The 22,221-nt window shown below is 72.6% G+C and carries 23 protein-coding genes; 6 read left to right on the top strand and 17 right to left on the bottom strand.

Features of this window, described 5'->3' with window-relative positions; all coding sequences use genetic code 11:
- The first annotated feature begins 123 nt into the window (after positions 1 to 123).
- On the top strand, positions 124 to 939 hold the full coding sequence (locus IEZ07_RS03300) for a dioxygenase family protein (RefSeq protein ID WP_204054265.1): 816 nt from the start codon (positions 124 to 126) through the stop codon (positions 937 to 939).
- A 179-nt stretch (positions 940 to 1,118) separates the two neighbouring features.
- On the opposite strand, the gene IEZ07_RS03295 is transcribed toward IEZ07_RS03300, so the two are convergent.
- The 7 genes from IEZ07_RS03295 to IEZ07_RS03265 all read right to left on the bottom strand — a co-directional run bounded on the left by IEZ07_RS03295 (position 1,119) and on the right by IEZ07_RS03265 (position 7,844).
- Positions 1,119 to 1,532: a type II toxin-antitoxin system VapC family toxin gene (locus IEZ07_RS03295; protein WP_191893442.1), complete on the bottom strand. Its 414-nt coding sequence runs from the start codon at positions 1,530 to 1,532 to the stop codon at positions 1,119 to 1,121.
- A complete protein-coding gene (locus tag IEZ07_RS03290; protein WP_191893441.1) occupies positions 1,529 to 1,753 on the bottom strand; it encodes a FitA-like ribbon-helix-helix domain-containing protein in 225 nt (74 codons plus the stop codon). Before IEZ07_RS03290 ends, IEZ07_RS03295 begins: the two co-directional genes overlap by 4 nt.
- Positions 1,754 to 1,928: 175 nt before the next feature.
- Positions 1,929 to 2,936, bottom strand: a complete 1,008-nt coding sequence (locus tag IEZ07_RS03285) for a sugar phosphate isomerase/epimerase family protein (protein ID WP_191893440.1) — start codon at positions 2,934 to 2,936, stop codon at positions 1,929 to 1,931.
- 1 nt (position 2,937) lies between these two features.
- Positions 2,938 to 4,104, bottom strand: coding sequence for a Gfo/Idh/MocA family protein (locus IEZ07_RS03280; protein WP_239319478.1), 1,167 nt, complete (start codon positions 4,102 to 4,104; stop codon positions 2,938 to 2,940).
- The gene (locus IEZ07_RS03275) at positions 4,101 to 5,165 is read right to left on the bottom strand and encodes a substrate-binding domain-containing protein (protein WP_068897714.1); all 1,065 of its coding nucleotides are present in this window, start codon (positions 5,163 to 5,165) and stop codon (positions 4,101 to 4,103) included. The genes IEZ07_RS03280 and IEZ07_RS03275 overlap by 4 nt, the downstream gene beginning before the upstream one ends.
- A 94-nt stretch (positions 5,166 to 5,259) precedes the next feature.
- On the bottom strand, positions 5,260 to 6,327 hold the full coding sequence (locus IEZ07_RS03270) for an ABC transporter permease (protein ID WP_239319480.1): 1,068 nt from the start codon (positions 6,325 to 6,327) through the stop codon (positions 5,260 to 5,262).
- The gene (locus IEZ07_RS03265; protein ID WP_239319490.1) at positions 6,324 to 7,844 is read right to left on the bottom strand and encodes a sugar ABC transporter ATP-binding protein; all 1,521 of its coding nucleotides are present in this window, start codon (positions 7,842 to 7,844) and stop codon (positions 6,324 to 6,326) included. The genes IEZ07_RS03270 and IEZ07_RS03265 overlap by 4 nt, the downstream gene beginning before the upstream one ends.
- A gap of 262 nt (positions 7,845 to 8,106) precedes the next feature.
- Between IEZ07_RS03265 and IEZ07_RS03260 the strand changes: the two genes are divergently transcribed.
- From IEZ07_RS03260 to IEZ07_RS03250, 3 genes are read left to right on the top strand one after another with little or no spacing between them, the layout of a single operon-like run.
- Positions 8,107 to 8,559: an SRPBCC family protein gene (locus IEZ07_RS03260; protein ID WP_191893438.1), complete on the top strand. Its 453-nt coding sequence runs from the start codon at positions 8,107 to 8,109 to the stop codon at positions 8,557 to 8,559.
- Complete coding sequence (locus IEZ07_RS03255) at positions 8,556 to 8,969, top strand: ArsR/SmtB family transcription factor (RefSeq protein ID WP_191893437.1); 414 nt, start codon at positions 8,556 to 8,558, stop codon at positions 8,967 to 8,969. Before IEZ07_RS03260 ends, IEZ07_RS03255 begins: the two co-directional genes overlap by 4 nt.
- 47 nt (positions 8,970 to 9,016) lie before the next feature.
- Entirely contained in the window at positions 9,017 to 9,460 is a 444-nt protein-coding gene (locus IEZ07_RS03250) for an SRPBCC family protein (RefSeq protein WP_191893436.1), read from the top strand.
- A 57-nt stretch (positions 9,461 to 9,517) separates the two neighbouring features.
- Here IEZ07_RS03250 and IEZ07_RS03245 read toward each other — a convergent pair whose 3' ends face one another.
- Positions 9,518 to 10,423 carry an SDR family oxidoreductase gene (locus IEZ07_RS03245; RefSeq protein ID WP_191893435.1) on the bottom strand — a complete coding sequence of 302 codons (906 nt, stop codon included), beginning with the start codon at positions 10,421 to 10,423 and terminating at the stop codon, positions 9,518 to 9,520.
- Positions 10,424 to 10,651: 228 nt separating this feature from the next.
- Here IEZ07_RS03245 and IEZ07_RS03240 point away from each other — a divergent pair, with 228 nt between their 5' ends.
- Positions 10,652 to 11,710, top strand: a complete 1,059-nt coding sequence (locus IEZ07_RS03240; RefSeq protein WP_191893434.1) for an NAD(P)H-dependent amine dehydrogenase family protein — start codon at positions 10,652 to 10,654, stop codon at positions 11,708 to 11,710.
- A gap of 77 nt (positions 11,711 to 11,787) precedes the next feature.
- Here the strand turns inward: IEZ07_RS03240 and IEZ07_RS03235 are convergent, their stop codons facing one another.
- Positions 11,788 to 12,306 (bottom strand): hypothetical protein, encoded by a 519-nt coding sequence (locus IEZ07_RS03235; protein WP_191893433.1) that lies wholly within the window; start codon positions 12,304 to 12,306, stop codon positions 11,788 to 11,790.
- Positions 12,307 to 12,616: 310 nt separating this feature from the next.
- Here IEZ07_RS03235 and IEZ07_RS03230 point away from each other — a divergent pair, with 310 nt between their 5' ends.
- Entirely contained in the window at positions 12,617 to 13,738 is a 1,122-nt protein-coding gene (locus IEZ07_RS03230) for a S1 family peptidase (RefSeq protein WP_191893432.1), read from the top strand.
- 42 nt (positions 13,739 to 13,780) lie between these two features.
- On the opposite strand, the gene IEZ07_RS03225 is transcribed toward IEZ07_RS03230, so the two are convergent.
- The 8 genes from IEZ07_RS03225 to IEZ07_RS03190 form a co-directional block, all read right to left on the bottom strand.
- Positions 13,781 to 15,118 carry a GAF domain-containing sensor histidine kinase gene (locus tag IEZ07_RS03225; protein ID WP_191893431.1) on the bottom strand — a complete coding sequence of 446 codons (1,338 nt, stop codon included), beginning with the start codon at positions 15,116 to 15,118 and terminating at the stop codon, positions 13,781 to 13,783.
- 179 nt (positions 15,119 to 15,297) lie between these two features.
- Positions 15,298 to 15,804, bottom strand: coding sequence for a flavin reductase family protein (locus tag IEZ07_RS03220; protein ID WP_191893430.1), 507 nt, complete (start codon positions 15,802 to 15,804; stop codon positions 15,298 to 15,300).
- A complete protein-coding gene (locus IEZ07_RS03215; protein WP_191893429.1) occupies positions 15,801 to 16,325 on the bottom strand; it encodes an NADPH-dependent FMN reductase in 525 nt (174 codons plus the stop codon). The genes IEZ07_RS03220 and IEZ07_RS03215 overlap by 4 nt, the downstream gene beginning before the upstream one ends.
- A 133-nt stretch (positions 16,326 to 16,458) precedes the next feature.
- Complete coding sequence (locus tag IEZ07_RS03210; protein WP_191893428.1) at positions 16,459 to 17,787, bottom strand: LLM class flavin-dependent oxidoreductase; 1,329 nt, start codon at positions 17,785 to 17,787, stop codon at positions 16,459 to 16,461.
- Positions 17,784 to 18,740, bottom strand: coding sequence for an ABC transporter permease (locus tag IEZ07_RS03205; RefSeq protein ID WP_239319495.1), 957 nt, complete (start codon positions 18,738 to 18,740; stop codon positions 17,784 to 17,786). Before IEZ07_RS03205 ends, IEZ07_RS03210 begins: the two co-directional genes overlap by 4 nt.
- Entirely contained in the window at positions 18,733 to 19,617 is an 885-nt protein-coding gene (locus IEZ07_RS03200) for an ABC transporter ATP-binding protein (protein WP_191893427.1), read from the bottom strand. The genes IEZ07_RS03205 and IEZ07_RS03200 overlap by 8 nt, the downstream gene beginning before the upstream one ends.
- A gap of 49 nt (positions 19,618 to 19,666) precedes the next feature.
- A complete protein-coding gene (locus IEZ07_RS03195; RefSeq protein WP_204054266.1) occupies positions 19,667 to 20,683 on the bottom strand; it encodes an ABC transporter substrate-binding protein in 1,017 nt (338 codons plus the stop codon).
- A 465-nt stretch (positions 20,684 to 21,148) separates the two neighbouring features.
- The gene (locus IEZ07_RS03190; protein ID WP_239319498.1) at positions 21,149 to 22,210 is read right to left on the bottom strand and encodes an MBL fold metallo-hydrolase; all 1,062 of its coding nucleotides are present in this window, start codon (positions 22,208 to 22,210) and stop codon (positions 21,149 to 21,151) included.
- Between the last annotated feature and the right edge of the window lie 11 nt (positions 22,211 to 22,221).

Below are 22,221 nucleotides of genomic sequence, written 5' to 3'. Positions count from 1 at the left end.
CACGCGCCGCCACGTCCGCGGCGGGTGCGGTGGATATACACGTCAGGGACGGGCCGCCGCGGCCTCCGGAGCGGCCCCCGTCCCCCGACCCCTCCCCCGACCCCTCCCCCGACAAGGAGCATGATGAGCGAGAACCCGCACCGGGCCGGCGAGGAGCCCGGCCTCAGCCGTAAGAGGTTCATCACCGCGGTGGGCCTGGGCGCGCTGGCCGCGCCGGCGGTGGCCGGCGCCGCCTCCCGGGCGGGCGCCGCGTCGGCGGCCCCGGCGGACGCGCCGCTGGCCTGCACCCCCGGCAGGACGACCGTGGCCCAGACCGAGGGACCGTACTTCAAGCCGAACTCCCCCGAGCGCGACGACCTCACCGCCGGGGTGTCCGGTACCCGGCTGGTCGTCAGCGGCTACGTCTTCGACCGCGCGTGCCGCCCGCTGAGCCGGGTGCTCATGGACTTCTGGCAGGCAGACAACTCCGGCAACTACGACAACGTCCGGTTCACCCTGCGCGGCCACCTGTTCACCGGCGCGGACGGGTCGTACCGGCTGACCACCATCGTCCCCGGTCTCTACCCGGGGCGGACGCGGCACATCCACGTCAAGCTCCAGGCGCCGGGCCAGTCGCGGATCCTGACCACCCAGCTCTACTTCCCCGGCGAGCCGCGCAACAACACCGACACCATCTTCGATCCGTCGCTGCTGATGAACGTGCGCACGGCCGGGGGCGTGCGGGAGGGGACGTTCGACTTCGTGCTCGACGTCGCCGGGACGCCCACGACCAGCCCGTCGCCGAGCACGCCGCCCGGCGGGACCTGGCGGGCCGGCACGGCCTACGCCGCCGGGGACCGGGTCACCTACGGGGGCTCGACCTACCGGTGCCTCCAGGCGCACACCGCGCAGACCGGATGGGAGCCGCCGAACGTCCCCTCCCTGTGGCAGCGCGCCTGACCCGCCCGGACCGCCGGTCCGCGTTCCCGGCGAGGCACGCGGACCGGCTCCGGCCGGGTTCCGGCGCGGGAGCCGGGCCGGGCGCACCGGGCCGCGCGGGAACCGGCCCGCCCGGAGGCATTCGCCCGTGGACGACACGGGCGCGGTGGAGCCGTCTGCGGCCGTCGCGGGACGACGGTCTACACCGACGGCGGCGGATAGCGGTGGATCTCCGCCCGGTGCCCCGTTGCACTGGCGAACTTGGCGTCGTCGGTGAGCAGCGGCACCCCCAGCAGTTCGGCGAGCGCGACGTACATGCCGTCATAGGCGGTGAGGTTGTTGCGCAGTTCCAGCACACGCGGCTGCAGAGGCAGCATCGGATGGCGGGCGATCCTCAACTGGGCGTACCGCTCCAGCATGATGCCTGCCCGCTCCTCGGAGATGCGCACCTCCGGCTTACTCGTGATCACATGCCCGCGCACCACCGAGGCGATCTCGACGTCGATCAGCGCCGGGGCGTGCAGCTTGCGGGCCAGCCGCTGCCGGAGGAGGTCGTCGCCTTTCACGTTGGCCAGCAGGCGGAAGACGATCGAGGCGTCGACGACCAGGCTCACCGGCGGCCCTCGCGCAGCGTCTCGCGGACGAAGTCCGGATCGTACGGCACCGGCTCGTCGGCGGCGATCCTGGCCATGACCTCGTCGAGCGTCGGGGTGGCAGCCTCCTCGGTGAGGAGATCGCGCAGGTAAGCCGTCAGCGACTTGCCCTCACGCTCGGCCCTCGCCTTCAGCGTCCGTTCGGTTTCGTTGGGGACATCTCGGATCTGCACAGTTCCCATGCACACAAGTTAGCATGCAATCTGCATGCACTGCAGATGTCTTCATCATCCCGGGAAGCCGGCTCGCCGAGCCCTCGCCACCGGTCTCCCGGAGAGCGTGGCCGTCGAAAACCGCCGGGACGCATACCGCCCCTGACGGCCCGCGGCACCCCGTGCGGCCGCGGGCCGTACCGGGTCAGTCCCCGCTGAAGGCCGCGTCGAACGAGGCCGCCGGGGGCGTGATGGCGTTGAGCCGCCGGACGAAGTCCAGCGCCTCGGGGGCGCCGTCCAGGCGGTCCATCCCGGCGTCCTCCCACTCGATCGAGATCGGCCCGCCGTACCCGATGGAGTTCAGCGCCCGGAAGCAGTCCTCCCAGGGCACGTCGCCGCGCCCGGTGGAGACGAAGTCCCAGCCGCGCCGCAGGTCCGCCCAGGGCAGGTGGGAGGCGAGCCGCCCGCGCCGCCCGTCGCCGCACCTGACCTTGGCGTCCTTGCAGTCCACGTGGTAGATCCGGTCGGCGAAGTCCAGGATGAAGCCGACCGGGTCCAGGTCCTGCCAGACCATGTGGGACGGGTCCCAGTTCAGCCCGAACGCCTCCCGGCGGCCGATCGCCTCCAGGGTCCGCACCGTCGTGTGGTAGTCGTAGGCGATCTCGCTCGGGTGCACCTCGTGCGCGAAGCGGACCCCGACCTCGTCGAACACGTCCAGGATCGGGTTCCACCGGTCGGCGAAGTCGGCGTAGCCCGCCTCCACCATCGACGGCGGCACCGGCGGGAACATCGCGACCGTGTGCCAGATCGAGGAGCCGGTGAAGCCCACGACCGTGTCCACGCCCAGCTTCGCCGCGGCCCGCGCGGTGTCCTTCATCTCCTCGGCCGCCGCCCGCCGCACCTGCTCGGGGTCCCCGGAGCCCCAGATCCGCGCGGGCAGGATGGCCCGGTGCCGCTCGTCGATCGGGTGGTCGCAGACCGCCTGGCCGACGAGGTGGTTGGAGACCGCCCACACCTTCAGGTCGTACTTGGCGAGCGTCTCCAGCTTCCGCCCGACGTAGGAGTCGTCCGCCAGGGCCCTGTCGACCTCGAAGTGGTCGCCCCAGCAGGCGATCTCCAGCCCGTCGTAGCCCCACTCGGCGGCCAGCCGGCAGACCTCCTCGAAGGGCAGGTCGGCCCATTGGCCGGTGAACAACGTGATCGGCCTGCTCATCTCACACCACCGTCCAGCGGCTCTCGTCCGCCGCGCTCGCCTCGACCGCCGCCAGCACCCGCTGCACCCGCAACCCGTCCTCGAACGAGGGGGCGGGGTCGGCGCCGGCGGCGACCGCCTCCAGGAAGTCCTTCACCTCGTGGGTGAAGGTGTGCTCGTAGCCGAGCCCGTGCCCCGGCGGCCACCAGGCCCCCGCGTACGGGTGGCCGGGCTCGGTGACCATGATCCGCCGGAAGCCCGCCTCGGCCCCGTCGAGCGTGTGGTCGTGGAACCACAGCTCGTTCATCGCCTCGAAGTCGAAGGCCAGGCTCCCCTTCGAGCCGTTGACCTCGATCCGCAGCGCGTTCTTGCGCCCGGCGGCGAACCGGGTGGCCTCGAACGAGGCCAGCGCCCCACCCTCCAGCCGCCCGATGAACAGCGCGGCGTCGTCGACGTCGACCGTCCCCTTCTCCCCGGTACGGCTCCCGCCCGCGAGGCCCTCCGAGGCGTCCGCCAGCGGGCGCTCCCGGACGAACGTCTCGGTGAGCGCCGAGACGCCCACCAGGTTCCGGCCGGTGACGAACTGGGCGGTGTCCACGATGTGCGCCCCGATGTCGCCGAGCGCGCCCGAGCCCGCGCGGTCCCGGCGCAACCGCCAGACCAGCGGGAACTCCGGATCCGCGATCCAGTCCTGGAGGTACTGCGCCCGGACGTGGCGCACCTCCCCCAGCCGCCCCTCGGCCACGAACCGCCGGGCCAGCGCCACCGCCGGGACCCGCCGGTAGTTGAAGGCGACCATCGCGCGCACGCCCCGCGTCGCCGCCTGCCGGGCCGCCTCCGCCATCGCCTCGGCCTCGGCGACCGTGTTGGCCAGGGGTTTCTCGCAGATGACGTGCTTGCCCGCGGCCAGCGCCGCGATCGCGATCTCGGCGTGCGAGTCGCCGGGCGTGCAGACGTCCACGATCTGCACGTCGTCGCGCTGGACGAGCCGCTTCCAGTCCGTCTCGGCCGCCGCCCAGCCGAGCCGCCGCGCGGCCTCGGCCGTGCGCTCCGGCGAGCGCCCGCCGAGCACCGCCATGGACGGGACCACGGGCAGGTCGAAGAAGGCGGAGACGCTCCGCCAGGCCTGGGAGTGCACCCGCCCCATGAACGCGTGCCCGACCATGCCCACCCCGAGGACCGGCTTCACGATTCGAACCCCAGCGGGAGGTACTCGGCGACGTTCTCCTTGGTGATGGTCTCCGAGGCCAGCGTGATGGACTGCGGCACCTCGTTCTCCACCAGGTCGCTCATGCCCTTCCCCTGGGCGATGAGCCGGGCCAGCCGGACCGCCGAGGAGGCCATCGTCGGGCTGTAGGTCACGGTGGCCTCCAGCACGCCCGTGCCGGCCTGGATGTCGCGCATCGCGTTGGCCGAGCCCGCCCCGCCGACCATGAAGAACTCGTTCCGGCCGGCCTCCTTGATCGCGGCCAGCACGCCGATGCCCTGGTCGTCGTCGTGGTTCCAGATCGCGTCGATCTTCTTGTGCGCCTGGAGCAGGTTCCCGGCGACCTCGGTGCCGGACTCCACGGTGAACTGGGCGTCCTGCTGGGCCGTCACGCTGAAGCCGTACGTCTTGAGCGCGTCGGCGAAGCCCTTGCTCCGGTCCTGGGTGAGCGGAAGCGTCGCGATCCCCTGGATCTCCAGGATCACCGGGTCCGCCACGCCCTTGTCCTTGAGCCGCTTGCCGATGTAGTGCCCGGCGGCCACGCCCATGCCGTAGTTGTCACCGCCGATCCAGGTCCGGTAGGAGAGCTTGTCGGGGAAGACGCGGTCCAGGTTGACCACCGGGATGCCCGCGTCGCTCGCACGGCGGGCGATCTGGTTGAGCTGCTGGCCGTCGTTGGGCAGGATGACCAGCGCGGAGACCTTGGCCGCGATGAGCGACTCGACGGCGGAGATCTGCGCGTTGATGTCGTTGGTCGGCTCGACCGGCTTGAACTCCACGTCGGTGTACTGCTTGGCCGCGGCCTCGGCGTTCTTGGCGATCGCGGCGATCCAGCCGTGGTCGGCGGCCGGGGCGGAGAAGCCGATGACGACCTTCTCCCCGGGCGTGTCGTTGCCGCTCCCGGCGGCCGGGGCGTTCGACGGCGCCGCGGCGGCGCTCGGCTGGGCGGCGGGTTCGTTGCTCGTGCAGGCGGTCACCAGGGCTCCCGCTCCGATGACCGCCCCGCCGACGAGGAATCCCCGGCGGGCGAGTGGGTTGGACATGATCGTGCTCCTTCTGCTGCCGTGCGGGGGGAGGAGTTCCGGGTGGAGGTGCGTCCCCGCGGGCCCCTGACCGGTCCGCGGGGGCACCGGTCTTTCAGGTGGGCGAGCGCAGGCCGCGCCGCTGGAGCAGCACGGCCACGACGATGATCAGCCCCTTGGCGATCAGCTGGTCGCTGGTGTTGAGCCCGTTGAGGATGAAGAGGTTCGTGATCAGCGTGAAGATCAGCAGTCCGAGGATCGAGCCGATGATCGAGCCGCGGCCCCCGGTGAGGAGCGTGCCGCCGATGATGACGGCGGCGATCGCGTCCAGCTCGTACAGGTCGCCGTGGGTGGAGGAGCCTGTGGTGGTCCTGGCCATGATGAGCACGGCGGCGATGCCGCAGCACAGTCCGGACAGCGCGTACAGCAGCATGGTGTGCCTGCGCACGTCGATGCCCGCCAGCCGGGCGGCCTCGGGGTTGCCGCCGACCGCGTACGTGCGGCGGCCGAAGGTGGTGCGGTTGAGCAGCACCCAACCCGCGGCGACCACCAGCGCGAAGACGTAGACCAGCAGCGGCAGGCCGAGCACCCGGGTCGTGGACAGCTCCACGATGGCCTCGTTGCCCTGCTGGACCAGCTGGGTCCGCCGGTCCGACATGCGCTGGGCCAGGCCCCGGGCCGCCACCAGCATGGCGAGTGTGGCGATGAACGGCACCAGCCGCCCGTAGGCGATGAGCAGCCCGTTGACCAGACCGGCCCCGGTCCCGACCAGGACCGCGCAGACGATCATCACGAACGGTCCGTAGGACTGGGTGGCCAGCGTGGTCGCCCAGACCGAGGCGAGCGCCATGATCGCGCCCACGGACAGGTCGATGCCGCCGCCGATGATCACGAACGTCATGCCGACGGTGATCACGCCGATGGTGGCGGCCAGGGACAGGATGCTGACCAGGTTGGAGGCGGTGGCGAAGTTGTCCGGCCGGGTCACCAGGCCGACCAGTGCCAGCAGCACCAGCGCCGCCACCAGGCCGAGGTGCCGGGCCTCGCCCAGCCGGGCCAGCGGCCCGCCCAGCGCTCCCAGCGGGTTCCGCGGGGCGCCCGGCCCCTGCGCGGACGTCCCGGCCCGCGCCTCCGCACCGCTCTTCGCGTCCTCGCCGGCCCGCGGCCCGCGGGTGTCGGTCACAGCGCGCTCCCTTCCATGATCATGTCGAGGACCCGGCGCTCGTCCAGGTCGCGGGCGTCGGACTCGTGGATGATCCGCCCCTCCCTGACCACCAGCACCCGGTCGGCCAGGCCGAGGACCTCGGGCACCTCGCTGGAGACCAGCAGCACGCCGATCCCGGTGTCGGCCAGCCTCCGGATGACGGCGTACAGCTCCGCGCGGGCGCCGACGTCCACGCCGCGGGTCGGTTCGTCCAGCAGGAGCAGCCGGCGGTCGCCGACCAGCCACCGGGCGAGCACCGCCTTCTGCTGGTTGCCCCCCGACAGCGTCCGGACCGGCCGGTCCGGATCGACGGGCCGGATGCCGAGGGTCTCGATCAGCTTCCGCGCCTCCGCGTCCTCGCGGCGGCGGTCGAGCCAGCCGAACCGGGAGTAGCGGCCGAGACCGGCCAGCGTGATGTTGCGGGCGACGCTCTGGTCCAGCAGCAGTGCCTGGGCCTTGCGCTCCTCCGGGGCCAGGCCCATGCCGCGCCGGACGGCGGCCGTCGTGCCGCCGCCGCGTCCCAGGGGGCGTCCGTCCAGCACGACGGCGCCCGAGGCGCGGCGCGCGCCGTACACCGCCTCGACGATCTCCGATCGGCCCGAGCCGACCAGCCCGGCCAGGCCCACGATCTCTCCGGCCCGGACCGTGAAGGAGACGCCGGCGAAGAGCCCCGGCGCGGTGAGCCCCTCGACCCTCAGCACCTCGGGCGCGTCCGGGTCCTCCGCGGAGCGCGGGCGGCGCGGCGGGAAGACGTACTCGACCGCGCGGCCGGTCATCAGGGAGACGATCTCGGAGGTGGGGGTGGTCCGGGCGGGCAGGCCGACCGCCACCGTCCGGCCGTCCTTCAGGACCGTCACCCGGTCCCCGATCTCCCGGATCTCCTCCAGCCGGTGGGAGATGTAGACGACGGCGACGCCCTGGGAGGTCAACTCCCGGACGATCCGGAAGAGGTTGGCGACCTCGTCGTGGGCCAGGGCCGCCGAGGGCTCGTCCATGATGATCAGCCGGGTGTCGTGGGAGAGGGCCCGGGCCATGCTGACGACCTGCTTGGCGGCCGGTGAGAGCCGGCCGACCTCGGTGGACGGGCGGATCTCGGGGTGCCCGAGCCGGGCGAGGAGCGCGTGCGCGGCGCGGTTGGCCTCACCGGAGCGGACGAAGCCGAGCCTGGCGCGCTCGTGGCCGAGGAAGACGTTCTCGGCCACGCTGAGGCCGTCGACCAGGTCGAGCTCCTGGTAGATCGTGGAGACGCCGGCCCGGATCGCGGCCGTCGGCGTCGCCAGGCGCGTCTCCTGCCCGTCCAGCGTGATGACGCCCTCGTCGGGCTGGTGCGCCCCGGAGAGGATCTTGATGAGGGTGGACTTGCCCGCGCCGTTCTGGCCGAGCAGGCAGTGCACCTCGCCGCGGCGCACCTCCAGGTCGACCCCGTCGAGGGCGCGGACGCCGGGGAACTGCTTGACGATCCCCCGCATCAGCAGCAGAGGGGTGTCTCCGGACACGGGCCCTCCCGTCTCGGAAGCTCCCAACATCCGGGATTCGGAGTTGGTGATGCAGAAGCTAATCCTGTTCCGGCCGCTTGTGAAGACCCTTTTATCGAAAGCCGTCATACTTTCGCTGATTTCAGCAAAAGTGGAAGCACCGGCGGACGGGGCCCGGCGGTCCACCCCTCTCCATGACACGCAACCGATGGTTGCGAAATTGCGGATCGCCCGCTAGCGTGAAGAGCAACCGAAAGTTGCACATCGAGAGGGCGCACAGAGCATGGAGTACGGCAGCATCGAACGCGAGATCCACATCGACGCCCCGCCCGAGGTGGTCTTCGAGGTCGTCAGCCGCCCCGAGCACATCTCGCAGTGGTGGAGCGACGGCGCCGACGTCGAGGCGACTCCCGGCGCCGTCGGCGAGCTCGTCTGGGGCGACAGGGCGGACGTCCTCCCGATCACCGTGGTGGACGCCGAGCCGCCCCGGCGCTTCTCGTTCCGCTGGTGCTATCCGGACGGCGAGGCCGACGCCTCCGCCGTCTCCCTGCTGATCACCTTCGAGCTCGCCCCGTCGGGCGCGGGCACCAGGCTCCGGCTCACCGAGACCGGGTTCCGGGAGATGGGCTGGGAGGCCGCCAAGCTGGCGGAGCACTACCGCGACCACGTCGCCGGCTGGGACGTCTTCGTCCCCCGCCTCGGGGAGTACGCCGCGCGGCTGGTGTCGGCCCCGTGACCGCCGCCGTCGACGACGACCTGTGGTCCGCGGTCGGGGACCCGACCCGTCGGCGGATGCTCGACCTCCTCCTGGCGGACGGCAGCGGCACCGCCACCAGCCTCAGCGAACGGCTGCCCGTGACCCGGCAGGCCGTCGCGAAACACCTCGGCGTGCTCGACCGCGTCGGCCTGGTGCACGCGTCATCCGCCGGACGGGAGAGGAGATACCGGGTGAACGAGGCGCAACTCGCCCGCGCAGTCGCCCAGCTGGCCTCGGTGGGGGCGGCCTGGGACGCCAGGCTCCAGCGCATCAAGCGGATCGCCGAGGCGATCCGGCACGGCGAGGGTCCGCGGGGTGAGGACCCGCGCGGTGAGGACCCGCGCGGTGAGGACCCGCGCGGTGGGGACCCGCGCGACGCACAGCGGTGAATCCACCGGGTCCGGACGAGAACCGACATCGGAAAGAGGGATCGAAAATGGCGGACATCCTGCACAGGGTGGGGATCGGATCACCGGCGGCCGAGGTCTACACGGCCCTGACCACCACCGGAGGGCTCACCGGCTGGTGGACGGCCGACACACAGGCCGAGGGCGACGGCCTCGGCGGCGTGCTCCGGTTCCGGTTCGAGGCCGGCGGGTTCGACATGAAGGTCGTCGAGCTCCGCCCGGCCGAGCACGTGCGGTGGGAGGTGGTCGACGGACCCGAGGAGTGGATCGGCACGCACGTGGACTGGAACCTCGGCCGGTCCGGCGACCGCACCATCGTCCTCTTCAAGCACGAGGGCTGGAGGGAGCCGGTCCCGTTCATGCACCACTGCAGCACCAAGTGGGCGACCTACCTGATGAGCCTGAAGTCGCTGGTCGAGACCGGCAAGGGCGCTCCTCATCCGCACGACGTCAAGATCGACGACTGGGACTGACGTCCGGTGCGGGACCGCGCGCCTCGCCCCGGACCACCGGGGCGAGGCGCCGCGGCGTCAGAGCATGGCCTTCAGCGACGCGCCCGACTGCTGGCCGAGGGTGGTCGGCGTCAGGTAGGGCTGCTCGGCCATGATGGCCTCCCAGTTGTCCCTGATGTCCTCGGCGGTGTGGTCGCCCTCGCCGTCCTGCTTCCAGCCCGGCCCCTCCGCGACGAACACCCGCGCGACCCGGCCGGCGCCGACGCTGAAGACCTCGCCGCTGGTCTCGCAGGACTCGTGCGCCAGGTACGCCACCAGCGGGCTGATCCGCTCCGCGGTGAACCTGGCCTCGAACTCGGCCGGGAGCAGCGACTCGGTCATCCGGGTCCAGGCGATCGGCGCGATCGCGTTGACCCTGATGTTCGCCCGGGCGCCCTCGAGGCCGAGGGTCTTGGTCAGGCCCACCAGCCCCATCTTGGCCGTGGAGTAGTTCGCCTGGCCGAAGCTGCCGAACAGGCCGGAGGGCGAGGAGGTGTTGACGATCCGGCCGTAGGCCTGCTCCTTCATGTGGGAGAAGGCCGCGCGGGTGACCAGGAACGCGCCGCGCAGGTGGACGGCGATGACGGCGTCCCACTCCTCGACGCTCATCTTGCCGAACGACCTGTCCCGCAGGATGCCCGCGTTGTTGACGACGATGTCGACCCGTCCGAAGGCGTCGATCGCGGACTGCACGATCGCCTCGGCGCCCTCCGGGGTGGCGACGTCGTCACCGCTCACGACCGCCTCGCCACCGTTCTTGGTGATCAGCTCGACCACCTCGGCGGCCGGGCCGGTGGACGCGCCGGTGCCGTCCAGCGCGCCGCCGAGGTCGTTGACGACCACCTTGGCGCCGCGCTCGGCCAGTGACAGCGCGTGCGACCGGCCGAGGCCGTGCCCGGCGCCGGTGACGACCGCGACCCTGCCGTCGAACCGCAGCTCTGACATGAGCAGCCCTCCCACGAGAATAAAGTTCTAGTCGGAGGACAGGATAGCCCGCCCGTCCCCGCGAAGCCACGGCCCCCGCCGCCGGCGACACGCCTGCGTTCCGTGGCGTCGCGGACAGTGAACACGAGGGTGGGTCCCTGCTAAAGTTTCTGGCCCGCACCTGGCGTGGGTCGACGACGACGCACCTGAAGGAACGGCCCCGCCCAGACCCCAGGGCTGGAGGTCCGCATGCCCGCAGCTCCGCCCCTCCGCGTGGTCCAGTGGGCCACGGGCGCCGTCGGCCGCCACTCCCTCCGCAGCCTGATCACCCGTCCCGAGTTCGAGCTCGCCGGAGTGCTGGTCTACGACCCCGACAAGGCCGGCAGGGACGCGGGCGAGATCGCCGGCCTGCCCCCGACCGGCGTCTCCTGCACCGACGACGTCGAGCGGATCCTCGCCCTGGACGCCGACTGCGTGCTGCACATGCCGCTGCCCGCCTCCTACTTCGGCGGCGATCCCACGGCCGACGTGGAGACCATCTGCGCCCTGCTCGCCTCGGGCAAGAACGTCATCACCACCACCGGTTTCGTCCACCCGCAGTCGTACGGCCCCGGCCTGGTCGAGCGGCTGGAGACCGCCTGCCGTACCGGCGGGACCTCCCTGCACGGCACCGGCGTCAACCCCGGTTTCATGAGCGACCTGCTCCCGCTGGCGCTCACCGGGCTGTCGAGCCGGATCGACCACGTCTACGTCCGCGAGTCCTCCGACTTCCGCGGCCACCCGTCCCGGCAGACCGTCGTCGACCTGGTGGGCTTCACCCTCTCCGCCAAGGACTACGCGTCCGCGGTGCGTCCGTTCCGCGCCTTCCAGCGGGCGCTCTTCACCGAGAGCGTGCAGTTCGTGGCCTCGGCGCTGGGGGTGGCGCTGGACGAGGTGGAGGGGAGCGACGAGTTCGAGCTGGCCGCCGAGGAGTTCGAGATCGCCGCCGGCACGGTCCGCCCCGGCACGGTGTGCGCGTCCCGCTGGACGTTCTCCGGACTGGTCCGGGGCCGCCCCTTCATGACCGTGGAGTGCGTCTACAAGGCCGACGCCGCCAGGGTCCGCCGCTGGCCGAAGCCGGGCTTCGCCGTCCGCCTGGAGGGCGTGCCGCAGATGACGCTCAGCGTCGACGAGGTCTCCCACGGCCTGTCCGCCGCCGCCTCCCACGCGGTCAACGCCGTCCCCTCCGTCTGCGCCGCGCCGCCCGGCATCCGCACCCTCCTCGACCTCCCCCTCGTCACCGGCCGCGGCACCGTCCGCCTCGCCTGAGCGCGGACCGCCCCCTCGCCGCGCGGCGAGGGGGCGGTCGAGGCGTCCGGCGTCCGGCGTCCGGAAAGGAGAGCCGATCAGAGTACGCCTTGACTTCGGCGCCGAACGGATGCCTGGACAGGACGCCGCGACTGCAGAGCGCCGAGGTTGGGCCACCAGTCCGGATGCGCCTCCACCATCTCCCGCAACGCGGGACAGGTGCTCATCACGTCGGAACAATAGCCTGGCCACGGATCCAGGCCGCCGTTCACCGCAGGAATCTGCCGTGACACGTGCAGCCCCGTGTTCAGGACATCGGCGAGCATCTCCGCGGTCACGAGAACCCGGTTCCGGACCTTCCCGCGCCGCGGCGGCTGCTTGGACTCGCGGAAGTAGGGATACAGCTCCGGGTGGTCGATCAGCAACTGCATCACCTGCTGATGACCGGCGAGGACGGGGTTCAGGTTGGACGTGCCGGCCATCTCGTTGCCGATCTTCGCCTGTTCCGCCACCGCGGCGGTCTGCCGGGCCGCGTACCGAATGGTTTGAATCGCGATGACAAAGGCGAGCCCCGCCATGACCAGTTGACCCAGGTCCACCATGTCCTCGACTGACAATTGCCCTCCAATGGGCTCGGCCACGAGTCGTCGGTTGATGAACGTACGGCATTCACCGACCGTTCCGATTCGCCTTCTCCGCTGGAGGCGTCCACCGAGGGGGGCGGATTGCGGCGAGCCTGCGGGGGCGCACCGGGAGTCGCGAATGCGCGACCCGTCGTCAGGAGACGTCCGCAACCGCACGGTCCGCCATCCGCGGAGCACCTGACCGCCCGGAGGGGCCCATAACACCGCGATAGGAAGCTTTTGCTACATCACACGGTCCGGGGCGAGGGAATACCTTGACGGCACCCCTCACACAGGAGTGCACATGTTCAGTCAACGCTCCCTGCTGGCCGGGACCGCCCTCGTGGCCCTCTGCCTGGCCGGTACCACGACCACCGCCTCCGCGCAGTCCGGACCCTCCCCCTCCGCGCCGGGGGCCTCGATGCTCGAGGCCCTCCAGCGCGACCTCGGGCTCAGCGAGCAGCAGGCCGTCACCAGGCTGGCCAACGAGGAACGCGCCGCCCGGGCCGACTCCTCCCTGAACTCCTCCCTCGGCGAGGCCTACGCCGGTTCCTGGCTCAACGGGGACGCCTCCCGGCTCACCGTCGCCACCACCGACCCGGCGCAGACCGAGGCGATCAAGGCGCAGGGCGCCCGGCCGCTGGTCGTCGCCCGGACGCTGGCCCAGCTCAACGCCGCCAAGGACCGGCTCGACCAGGCCGCCGAGGGGGCCAAGGCCGGAGCCGCCCTCTGGTACGTCGACGTCCCCACCAACAGCGTGGTGATCAAGGCCGCGGACCAGGCCGCGGGCGAGGCCCTCGCCGCCGCCGCGGGCGTGGACGCCGGCACGGTGCGGGTGGAGGTCTCCGGCGAGCAGCCGCAGCCCTTCATGAACATCATCGGCGGCGCGGCCTACTACATCGGCTCCAGCCGGTGCAGCATCGGCTTCTCCGTCACCCGCGGCAGCACCCCCGGGTTCGTCACCGCCGGGCACTGCGGCAGGGCCGGCGCCAGGACCACCAACCCGACCGGCACCTTCCAGGGCTCCTCGTTCCCCGGCAACGACTACGCGTGGGTCGCCACCCCCGGCCACACCCCCCAGCCGTGGGTGCGGGGCTCGGGCGGCGCCAACGTCATCGTCCGCGGGTCCGCCCAGGCCGTGGTCGGCGCGTCCATCTGCCGCTCCGGCTCGACCACCGGCTGGCGCTGCGGCGTCATCCAGCAGCACAACACCAGCGTCCGGTACTCGCAGGGCACGGTCAGCGGCCTGACCCGCACCACGGTCTGCGCCCAGCCCGGCGACTCCGGCGGCTCGTTCATCTCCGGCAGCCAGGCCCAAGGCGTGACCTCGGGCGGCTCCGGCAACTGCACCACCGGCGGCACCACCTACCACCAGCCGGTCAACGAGATCCTCTCGGCGTACGGGCTGACGCTCCGCGTCGGCTGACCGCGGTCCGGCCGCGGGGCCGGAGAGGACGACACGAGGCCGTCACCGGATCCCGGTGGCGGCCTCGCCTCCGTCCCCCGCCCGCCCGGAAACGTCCGGGCCGGAGGGGTCCCGGCCGGAAGAGCCCGGTCCGGAGGAGTCCGGGGAGGACGCCCGGTCCGGGCCGGAACCCGTGAACACCGGCAGGACGAGGCGCACGCGGGTGCCCCTGCCGGGTTCGCTCCCCACCCGCACCTCTCCCCCGTGCAGCCGGAGGATCTTGTCGGCGATGGCCAGACCCAGCCCGGTCCCGCCGATGGCCCGTTCCTCCGTCTCCGGAGCGCGGTAGAAGTCCTCCAGGACGTGGTCCAGGTCCTCGGGCCGGATGCCGATGCCGGTGTCGCGGACCTCCACGGCGGGCCGCGGGTCCGCCGTGACCGCGACGTCGATCGCGCCGCCGGGCGGGGTGAACTTGACCGCGTTGTCCAGCACGTGCCGCAACGCGAGCCGCAGCCGCTCCGCGTCGGCGCGCACCGCCACCCCGCTCCGGGCGTGCACGCGCAGGGTGTGCCGCCGGTGCCGCGCTCCGTCGGCGACGTCGTCCACCGCCCGCCGTACGGTCTCCGCCAGATCGACCCGGCGCGGCGAGAAGGCGGCGGTTCCGGCGTTGAGGCTGGTCACCAGGAGCAGCTCGTCCAGCAGGCCCAGCAGGCGCTCGTTGTTGCGCTCCATCACCAGCAGGAAGCGGCGTTCGGTGTCCTCGTCCAGGCCGCCCTCCCGCAGGAGCTGCAGGGCGCTGCGGATCGAGGTCATCGGGGTGCGCAGCTCGTGGTTGATGCTGGTCAGGAACCGGCCCTTGAGCCGCTCCAGCTCCGGCGGGCGCACGATCCCGGTCCTCCCGGCGTCGCGGGCGCGCCGGTGCAGTTCCAGCATCGTGACGACGCTCCCGGCCAGGATCCCCAGGGTCTCCCGCTGCTCGGCGGTCAGCCGGCGCGGGCGGTGGTCCACCACGCACACGGTGCCCAGGGCGTGCCCCCGGCCGCTGACCAGCGGCATGCCCGCGTAGTAGCGGACGTACGGCTCGCCCTGCGCGACGGCGTTCTCGCGGTAGCGCGGGTCAGCCAGAGTGTCGGGGATCTCCAGCAGTTCCCGTCCGCAGATCGTGTACTGGCAGTAGCCGCTGCTCCGGTCGGCGCAGGTCCAGGCGGTGCCCGCCCTGCCTCTGAAGTACTGCCGCTCCCCGTCCAGCAGATTGACCAGCGCGACCGGGGCCCCGCAGATGTGCGCGGCCAGCGTGGCGACGGCGTTGAAGTCGGGTTCGAGCGGGGCCTCCAGCGCCCCCAGCTCGTCCAGATCCCGCAACCGCTCGGCCTCGTCGGGCGGTGTCGGCGTCTCCGCCATCGATCGCGCCTCCCCCGGGCTTCCGGAACCACCGCCGGGCCGGGGGACCCCGTCCGGCCTCCCGGCCGCCGGTTCACAGCCAGGTTATGCCCCGGTCCGCGCCGGGGGCCGTCCGGGTTCCGGCGCGGCCCGTCTGCGGACCCGCACCCGCCGGAGGGGCTCCGGCGGGTGCGGGGACGTCAGACGTGGGGAGCGAACCGGCCGAACCGGCCCTGGTGGTAGAGGAGAGGGCGGTGCTCCGCGCCGAGGCGGGCCTCGGTCACGAGGCCGACGACGAGGACGTGGTCGCCGATCTCGGCGGTCGAGTGCGGGGCGCAGACCAGGTGGGCGGAGACCCCGCCCAGCAGCGGGACGCCCAGCGGGCCGGGGCGCCACCTGGTGGGCGGGGCGAAGCGGTCGACACCCCTGCGGGCGAACCGGGAGGCGAGGTCGGCCTGGTCGCCGGCCAGGATGTTGACCGCGAAGTGCCCCGCCCGGCGGAGCCAGGGCCAGGTGGTCGAGGCCCGGTCCACGTAGAAGGAGACCAGCGGCGGCTCCAGGCTCACCGAGGAGAACGAGGTGGCCGTCAGGCCGACCGGCACGCCCTCGGTCTGCGCCGTCACCACCACTACTCCGGCCGCGTGCACGGCCAGCGCCCGGCGGAACCGCTCCGCGTCGACCGCCTGCTCAGGCAGCGTCTCGGTCATCGGGCCACGCTCCGCTCCGCCAGGAGGGCGGCCGTCTGGGGGGCCACCCGGTCGGCCCAGGGGCCGAGGTGCGCGTCCAGGTCGGCCAGCTGCGACTCCAGCAGTGCCAGCCCCGGCGTGGGCACCGCGGCGCCCAGCTCGACCAGGAGCGGCCGCAGGTGCACCTCCACCGCCAGGGAGTGCCTGGCGTCGCCCAGCACCAGCAGCGGGAGGGCGACGGTCCCGGCCAGCGCCCCGCCCGGCAGCCGGTCGAGGAACGCCTTGAGCAGCCCGGTGTAGCTGCCCTTGTAGACCGGGCTCGCCACGATCAGCACCCGCGCCTCGGTGATCTGCTCCAGTGCGACCTCCACGCCGGCCGACGCGCCGGGCGCCAGCAGCAGCGGCGCCAGCGCGGACAGGTCGACCACCTCGCCGGGCCCGTCGTGGCCGATGCGCCCGGCCAGCGTCCCGGCGGCGCGGACCGCCGCCTCGTGGGTGCGCGACCCGCTGCGCGGGTTGCCCACCAGGGTCACGACGCTCATCGCTCTCCTCCCGTCTCCCGGTCCCGTCCCCGCGCTCTTCCCGCCCCGCCGGGCGTCCGTGTTCTTCCCGTCCCCTCGCGTGCCTGTGGCCCCGTGCCCTCGCGGCCCGTGGCCCCGTCGTCCCGCGGCGCGCTCACGAGGCCACCGCGACCTTCCGCGCGTGGCGGGAGGCGGGGCGCTCCAACCCGTAGTTCTCCCGCAGGGTCCGGCCCTCGTACTCGGTGCGGAACAGGCCGCGGGCCTGCAGCACCGGGACGACGTGGTCGACGAAGTCCTCCAGGCCGCTCGGGAGGAGGGGCGGCATGATGTTGAAGCCGTCGGCCGCGCCGCCCTCGAACCAGGTCTGGATCTCGTCGGCGATCCGCTCCGGGGTCCCGGCCACGACCCGGTGCCCCCGCCCGCCCGCCAGGCGGCCGAGGAGCTGCCGCACCGTCAGCCGCTCCCGGCGGGCGAGGTCGATGACGAGCCTGCGGCGGCTCTGCGCCCCCTCCGTCTCGGCGGAGACCTCGGGCAGCGGCCGGTCCAGCGCGTCCTCCGTCAGCTCGATGCCCACCATGTGGGAGAGCTGGCTGAGGCCGTACGCCGGGATGATGAGCTCCTCCAGCTCGCGTTCCAGGCGGAGCGCCTCCCGCTCGGTGGAGCCGATGATCGGGGAGATACCGGGCAGGACCAGCAGCTCGTCCTCGTGCCTGCCGTACCGGGCCAGGCGGCCCTTGAGGTCGGCGTAGAACTCCCGGCCCTCGGCGAGGGTCCGCTGGGCGGTGAAGACCGCCTCGGCGAAGCGGGCGGCGAACTCCTTGCCGCCCTCCGACGACCCGGCCTGGACCAGCAGGGGGTGGCCCTGCGGGGGGCGGGAGGTGTTCAGCGGGCCGCGCACCCGGAAGTGGGCGCCGACGTGGTCGAGGGGGTGGATCCTGCCGGTGTCGGCGTACCGCCCGCTCCGGCGGTCGCCCAGGATCGCGTCGTCCTCCCAGCTGTCCCAGAGCCCGGTGACGACCTCCAGGAACTCCGCCGCCCTGGCGTAGCGCTCGGCGTGCGCGGGGCGCTCGATCCCGAAGTTGTGCGCCTCGGCCTCACCGGCGGAGGTGACGATGTTCCACCCGGCCCGGCCGCCGCTGATGTGGTCCAGCGAGGCGAACTTGCGGGCCACGTGGAACGGCTCGTTGTAGGTGGTGGAGACGGTCGCGATCAGGCCGACGTGGTCGGTGACGGCGGCCAGCGCGGACAGCAGGGTGAGGGGTTCGAGCCCGCCGAGCGCGTTGTGCCGGACGTCGCCCTGCAGGGCCAGGCCGTCGGCCAGGAAGACCGAGTCGAGCCTGCCCCGCTCGGCGGCCAGGGCGAGCCGCTGGTAGTGCCGGACGTCGGTGAGGTGGGAGGGCTCGGTCCGCGGGTGCCGCCAGGCGGCCTCGTGGTGGCCGACGCCCATCAGGAAGGCGTTCAGGTGCAGCTTGCGGGCGGTCATGAGGTGGTCCTCCACGTCGAGAAGCGGCGCTCCACGGTGACGAGCAGCAGGTTGAACAGCAGGCCGAGCACGGAGATGGTGATGATCCCGGCGTACATGTCGGGGATGCGGAAACTGAACTGGGCGTCCTGGATGAGGTAGCCGAGACCGGCCTTGGCCCCCACCATCTCGGCGAACAGCAGCACGAGGATCGAGTAGGCCCCGGCCAGCCGGATGCCGGTGAAGACGGTCGGCACCGCGGCGGGCAGGATGACCTTCTGGAAGAGGCGGAAGGGGCCGAGTCCCATGGACCGGGCCGACTTGACCAGCAGCGGTTCCACGGTCCGCACGCCGCTGATGGTGTTGAGCAGGATCGGCCAGGCGCAGGCGTAGAACACGAAGATGATCTTCGATGGCTCGCCCAGGCCGAAGATCAGGATGAAGACGGGCAGCAGGGCGACGGCCGAGGTGTTGCGGAACAGCTCCAGCACCGGGCTGAGGAAGTCGGCGACCGGCCGGTACCAGCCGATCGCCAGGCCGAGCGGGATGGTCAGCGCGATGGCCAGGGCGAAGCCCGACAGCGACCTGATCAGGGACGCCTGGAAGTGCTCGACGAGCTGCCCGCCGACCAGCAGGTCGTACCAGGCGACCAGGACCTCCGACAGCGGCGGGGCGAACACCCGGTCCACCACGCCGATCCGGGGCAGCACCTCCCAGAGCGCGGCGAGCAGGGCCAGGGCCGCGGTCCGGCGCAGCAGCAACGCCGGCCGCGCCAGCGCCGGGAAGCGCGTCCCGGCGGCGACCCTGAAGAAGTTGGTCGCCCGGTCGTCGGCGGTGGGCGCGTCCCCCCGCGTGGACGCGGGGGCGGGACCGGGGGGGCCGGTTCCGGTTGCGGCGCCGGCCGCCTCCTCCGGGTCGCCTGCGGCGAGGGTCCGGGCGCCCGAGCCGCCGGGGACGGCGAGCGTGTCAGCCAATGGTCCGCTCCTGTTCCTGGGCCGCGGCGACCTCGTCGCGCAGCAGGGTCCAGATCTCGTGCCGGTAGGCGCCGAAGCGCGGGTCCGCGCGCAGGTCGCCCTCGCGCGAGTCGAACTCGATGTCGATGACCTTCTTGATCCGGCCCGGCCGGGACGTCATCACCGCGACCCGCTGACCGAGGTAGACGGCCTCGTCGATGCCGTGGGTGATGAACACGATGGTCTTGCTCGTCTTCTCCCAGATGCGCAGCAGCTCCTCCTGGAGCGACTCCCTGGTCTGCGCGTCGAGCGCGGCGAACGGCTCGTCCATCAGCAGCACGTCCGGGTCGAAGGCGAGGCTGCGGGCGATCGCCACCCGCTGGCGCATGCCGCCGGACAGCTCGTGCGGGTAGCGGTGCTCGAACCCGGTCAGCCCGACCAGGTCCAGGTAGTGCCGCGCCCGCTCCCGGCGCTCCTTCTTCGGTACGGCCTTCGCCTCCAGGCCGAACTCGATGTTGGCCAGGGCGGTGCGCCACGGGAACAGGGCGTACTGCTGGAAGACGATCCCACGGTCCAGGCCGGGGCCGGTGACGGCCCGGCCGTCGATGAGGATCCGGCCGGTGGTCGGGGCGGTGAGGCCGGCGATCAGGTCGAGCAGGGTGGACTTCCCGCAGCCGCTCGGGCCGACCAGGGTGAGGAACTCCCCGTCCCGCACGTCCAGGTCGACGCCGTCGACCGCGGTGAAGGGCCGGTCGGCCCCGCGGATCCGGAAGACCTTGCCGACGTCGCGAATGCCGATCTTCGCCTGGACCTCCGCCCGGTTCTCCGCCGGGTCCTCCGTCGGGTTCTCCGCCCGGCCGTGCGTCCGGGTCTCGGTCAGGGTCGGGGTGACGGTCATCGTTCCTCCTGCTGCGCCGTCCGGGCACGCCGCCGGTCGAGGTCCCGGTTCACGAGGTGCTCCCGGGCCTGAAGGGGTTGAACTCGTTGGTGTAGATGTCGGACACCTTGACCTGGCCGGGCTTGACGTCGCCCTCGCGCTCCAGCCAGTCGATCCAGGTCTGGAACTCCCGGTCGGCGATCACCCCGCCCTTGCCGGCCACCCCGCTGCTCTTCCAGAAGTCGATGGCCGAGGCGTCCTCGTTCCGCCCGCGCTTGGCGATGATCTCCTTGTACTTGGCGACCACCTCCTCCCTCGGGCGCGACTGCGTCCACCCGACCGCCCTGGCGAAGGCGTCCACGAACTTCTTCGTGGCGTTCGGGTTCTCCGCGATGAAGTCCTCGCGGAGCACGAAGCTGCCCGCGGTGAACGGCCCGAAGAGGTCGACGTCGGTGTAGAGCGGGTGGATCCCGCCGCGCGACAGCGCCTTGTCGCGGAGGATGCCGCTGAGCGAGGCGACGTCGATCTGCTTCTGCCGCAGCGCCTGCTCGGTGTTGACCGGCGGCACGACGACCAGCTCGACCTTGTCGACCTCCTCCGGAGTGAGGCCGCCCCGCTTGAGGTACTCCTTGGTGACGGCCTCGCTGTGCGCGCCGAGGGTGTTGACGCCGATCTTCTTGCCGAGCAGGTCGCGCGGTGTCGTGACGGTGCTGCCGTCCAGCACGTAGAAGCCGGTGTAGGCCTCCTTGTCGACGCCGTAGTAGCCGACCACCGCCTTGACCCGGGCGCCGCCGGCCCGGAGCTTGACGATCGCGCCGTTGAAGGCGCCGCCGGCGTCGACCTGGCCGGTCGCGGTCGCCTGGATGTCCTGCGGGCCGGAGATCGTGTTGCCGACCCACTTCAGCTTGAGGTCTCCGAGGTAGCCCAGGCTCTCGGCGAGCTCGGGGTAGGTGACCTGGCCGACCCAGCCCTGGTAGCGGATCTCGGTCACCTCACCGCCGTTCCCGGTGGCCCCGGAGGCGGCGGAGCAGGCGGTCAGGGAGCCGGTCAGCAGTACGGATAGGAGGACGTGCCTGGTTCTGATCACGGGGATTGGGTCCTTGCGGAATCTGGGCATGCTCGCGCCGGGCGGTGCACGCCGGAGGGCTCACGTCATGAGGGAGGGCACGGGCAGCGGCGGCCGTGCCGGGGACGGGACTCGCGTCAGCTCGTGATCACAGACACTGGGCGCTGACGACGCGGCAGAAGTCCACGTGTGCGCACCGGGTCAGGTAAAGGCCCATGCCCATGAAGGTACGCACCTCGGAGCACTAAGTCAACATTTCCTACTTACTTTACATGGAAATGGGCGAGCGGACCCCCGCAGGGCCGCCGCCGGGGATCGCCGCGGAGGTCCGCGGGGAGCCCCGGCCCCCGGGGCGGGGAGCGGGTCCGGCGTGCACGGCGTGTGTCACGGCTGCTCGGCCCTCCCGGCCCCCGGGGCGGGAAGCGGATCGGCCACGGGCCGGGCTCGACCGGCCCGACGACCGCCCGCCCCGGGGCAGGGGGCGGATCAGGCGGGATACCAGAGCTCGGGCTCGTCCGGGCCGCCGGGGACGCGGCGCAGGCGGCCCCGCGCCTCCAGCCAGACCAGGTGGGCCAGGGTCTCGTTGTTGGCCGCCCGGCGCATGTGCGGCGGGATGGTCTCCCACGGCCGCGACCAGGTCAGCCGGGTGGCCGCGGCCCAGCAGGTGACGCCCCCGCCGGTCGCGCCGACCAGCGCCTCGATCTCGGCCAGCCGCTCCTCGTGGTGGCCCGTCACGCGGTCGACCCGCTCGGCCAGCTCCAGGAACCGGTACTCGTGCGCGGGCAGCACCTCGTCCACGTCCAGCTTGCGCACGGCCGCCAGCGAGTCGAGGTAGTCGGCCAGCGGGTTGGGCACGGACTGCGCGTGCACGGCCACGATCGGGGTGATCTTCGCGAGCACGTGGTCGCCGGAGAACAGCAGCCGCCGCTCCCGCTCGGCGAAGCACAGGTGCCCCGGCGAGTGGCCGGGCGTCCAGATCGCGTGCAGGTCCCAGCCGGGCAGGTCGAGGCGGTCGCCGTCCTCGATCAACCGGTCGGGTCCGGCCATGGTCACGAACTGCCGGATCATCAGCGAGGCGCCGGCCAGCTCGTCCAGGGTCTCCGCGGGCACCCCGGAGCGCTCCAGCAGCGCCCGCTCCTGCTCCACCAGCGCGTCGACGGCCTCGGAGTCGTAGCGGCCGTGGATCAGGCGCGCGTCCGCCGGGTGCAACCCGATCCAGGCCCCGGACACCTCCCGGATCCGCCCGGCCAGGCCGTAGTGGTCGGGATGGATGTGGGTGACCAGCACCGCCCTGACGTCGGTCATCTCGTATCCGGCGACCTTCAGCCCGGCGGCCAGCGCGCCGTACGCCTCGTCGGTGTTCCAGCCCGCGTCCACGAGCGCCACCCCGCCGGGCAGCTCCAGCGCGTAGACCAGCACGTAGCGCAGCGGGATGGGCAGCGGCACCGGGATCGACCACAGCCCCGGCCGGACCCGCTCCACCTCCGGCAGCGCCTTGCTCCGCCACGCGTCCCGCTGCGCCTCGCTGGCCGGCGTCACCATGGTCATCGCCGATCTCC

This window comes from Planomonospora parontospora (genome assembly GCA_014647935.1).
Classification (GTDB): domain Bacteria; phylum Actinomycetota; class Actinomycetes; order Streptosporangiales; family Streptosporangiaceae; genus Planomonospora; species Planomonospora parontospora.
The sequence above is the reverse complement of the archived record's forward strand: the minus strand, read 5'-3'. Positions and strand labels throughout refer to the sequence as shown.

Excerpts from the sequence above, each read along its gene's own strand:
- IEZ07_RS03275 (WP_068897714.1), bottom strand. The coding sequence starts at position 5,165 with ATGTCCAACCCACTCGCCCGCCGGGGATTCCTCGTCGGCGGGGCGGTC.
- IEZ07_RS03200 (WP_191893427.1), bottom strand. The coding sequence starts at position 19,617 with ATGACCGTCACCCCGACCCTGACCGAGACCCGGACGCACGGCCGGGCG.
- IEZ07_RS03220 (WP_191893430.1), bottom strand. The coding sequence starts at position 15,804 with ATGACCGAGACGCTGCCTGAGCAGGCGGTCGACGCGGAGCGGTTCCGC.
- IEZ07_RS03285 (WP_191893440.1), bottom strand. The coding sequence starts at position 2,936 with ATGAGCAGGCCGATCACGTTGTTCACCGGCCAATGGGCCGACCTGCCC.
- IEZ07_RS03245 (WP_191893435.1), bottom strand. The coding sequence starts at position 10,423 with ATGTCAGAGCTGCGGTTCGACGGCAGGGTCGCGGTCGTCACCGGCGCC.
- IEZ07_RS03290 (WP_191893441.1), bottom strand. The coding sequence starts at position 1,753 with ATGGGAACTGTGCAGATCCGAGATGTCCCCAACGAAACCGAACGGACG.
- IEZ07_RS03300 (WP_204054265.1), top strand. The coding sequence starts at position 124 with ATGAGCGAGAACCCGCACCGGGCCGGCGAGGAGCCCGGCCTCAGCCGT.
- IEZ07_RS03230 (WP_191893432.1), top strand. The coding sequence starts at position 12,617 with ATGTTCAGTCAACGCTCCCTGCTGGCCGGGACCGCCCTCGTGGCCCTC.
- IEZ07_RS03250 (WP_191893436.1), top strand. The coding sequence starts at position 9,017 with ATGGCGGACATCCTGCACAGGGTGGGGATCGGATCACCGGCGGCCGAG.
- IEZ07_RS03210 (WP_191893428.1), bottom strand. The coding sequence starts at position 17,787 with ATGACCGCCCGCAAGCTGCACCTGAACGCCTTCCTGATGGGCGTCGGC.
- IEZ07_RS03225 (WP_191893431.1), bottom strand. The coding sequence starts at position 15,118 with ATGGCGGAGACGCCGACACCGCCCGACGAGGCCGAGCGGTTGCGGGAT.
- IEZ07_RS03215 (WP_191893429.1), bottom strand. The coding sequence starts at position 16,325 with ATGAGCGTCGTGACCCTGGTGGGCAACCCGCGCAGCGGGTCGCGCACC.
- IEZ07_RS03260 (WP_191893438.1), top strand. The coding sequence starts at position 8,107 with ATGGAGTACGGCAGCATCGAACGCGAGATCCACATCGACGCCCCGCCC.
- IEZ07_RS03240 (WP_191893434.1), top strand. The coding sequence starts at position 10,652 with ATGCCCGCAGCTCCGCCCCTCCGCGTGGTCCAGTGGGCCACGGGCGCC.
- IEZ07_RS03190 (WP_239319498.1), bottom strand. The coding sequence starts at position 22,210 with ATGACCATGGTGACGCCGGCCAGCGAGGCGCAGCGGGACGCGTGGCGG.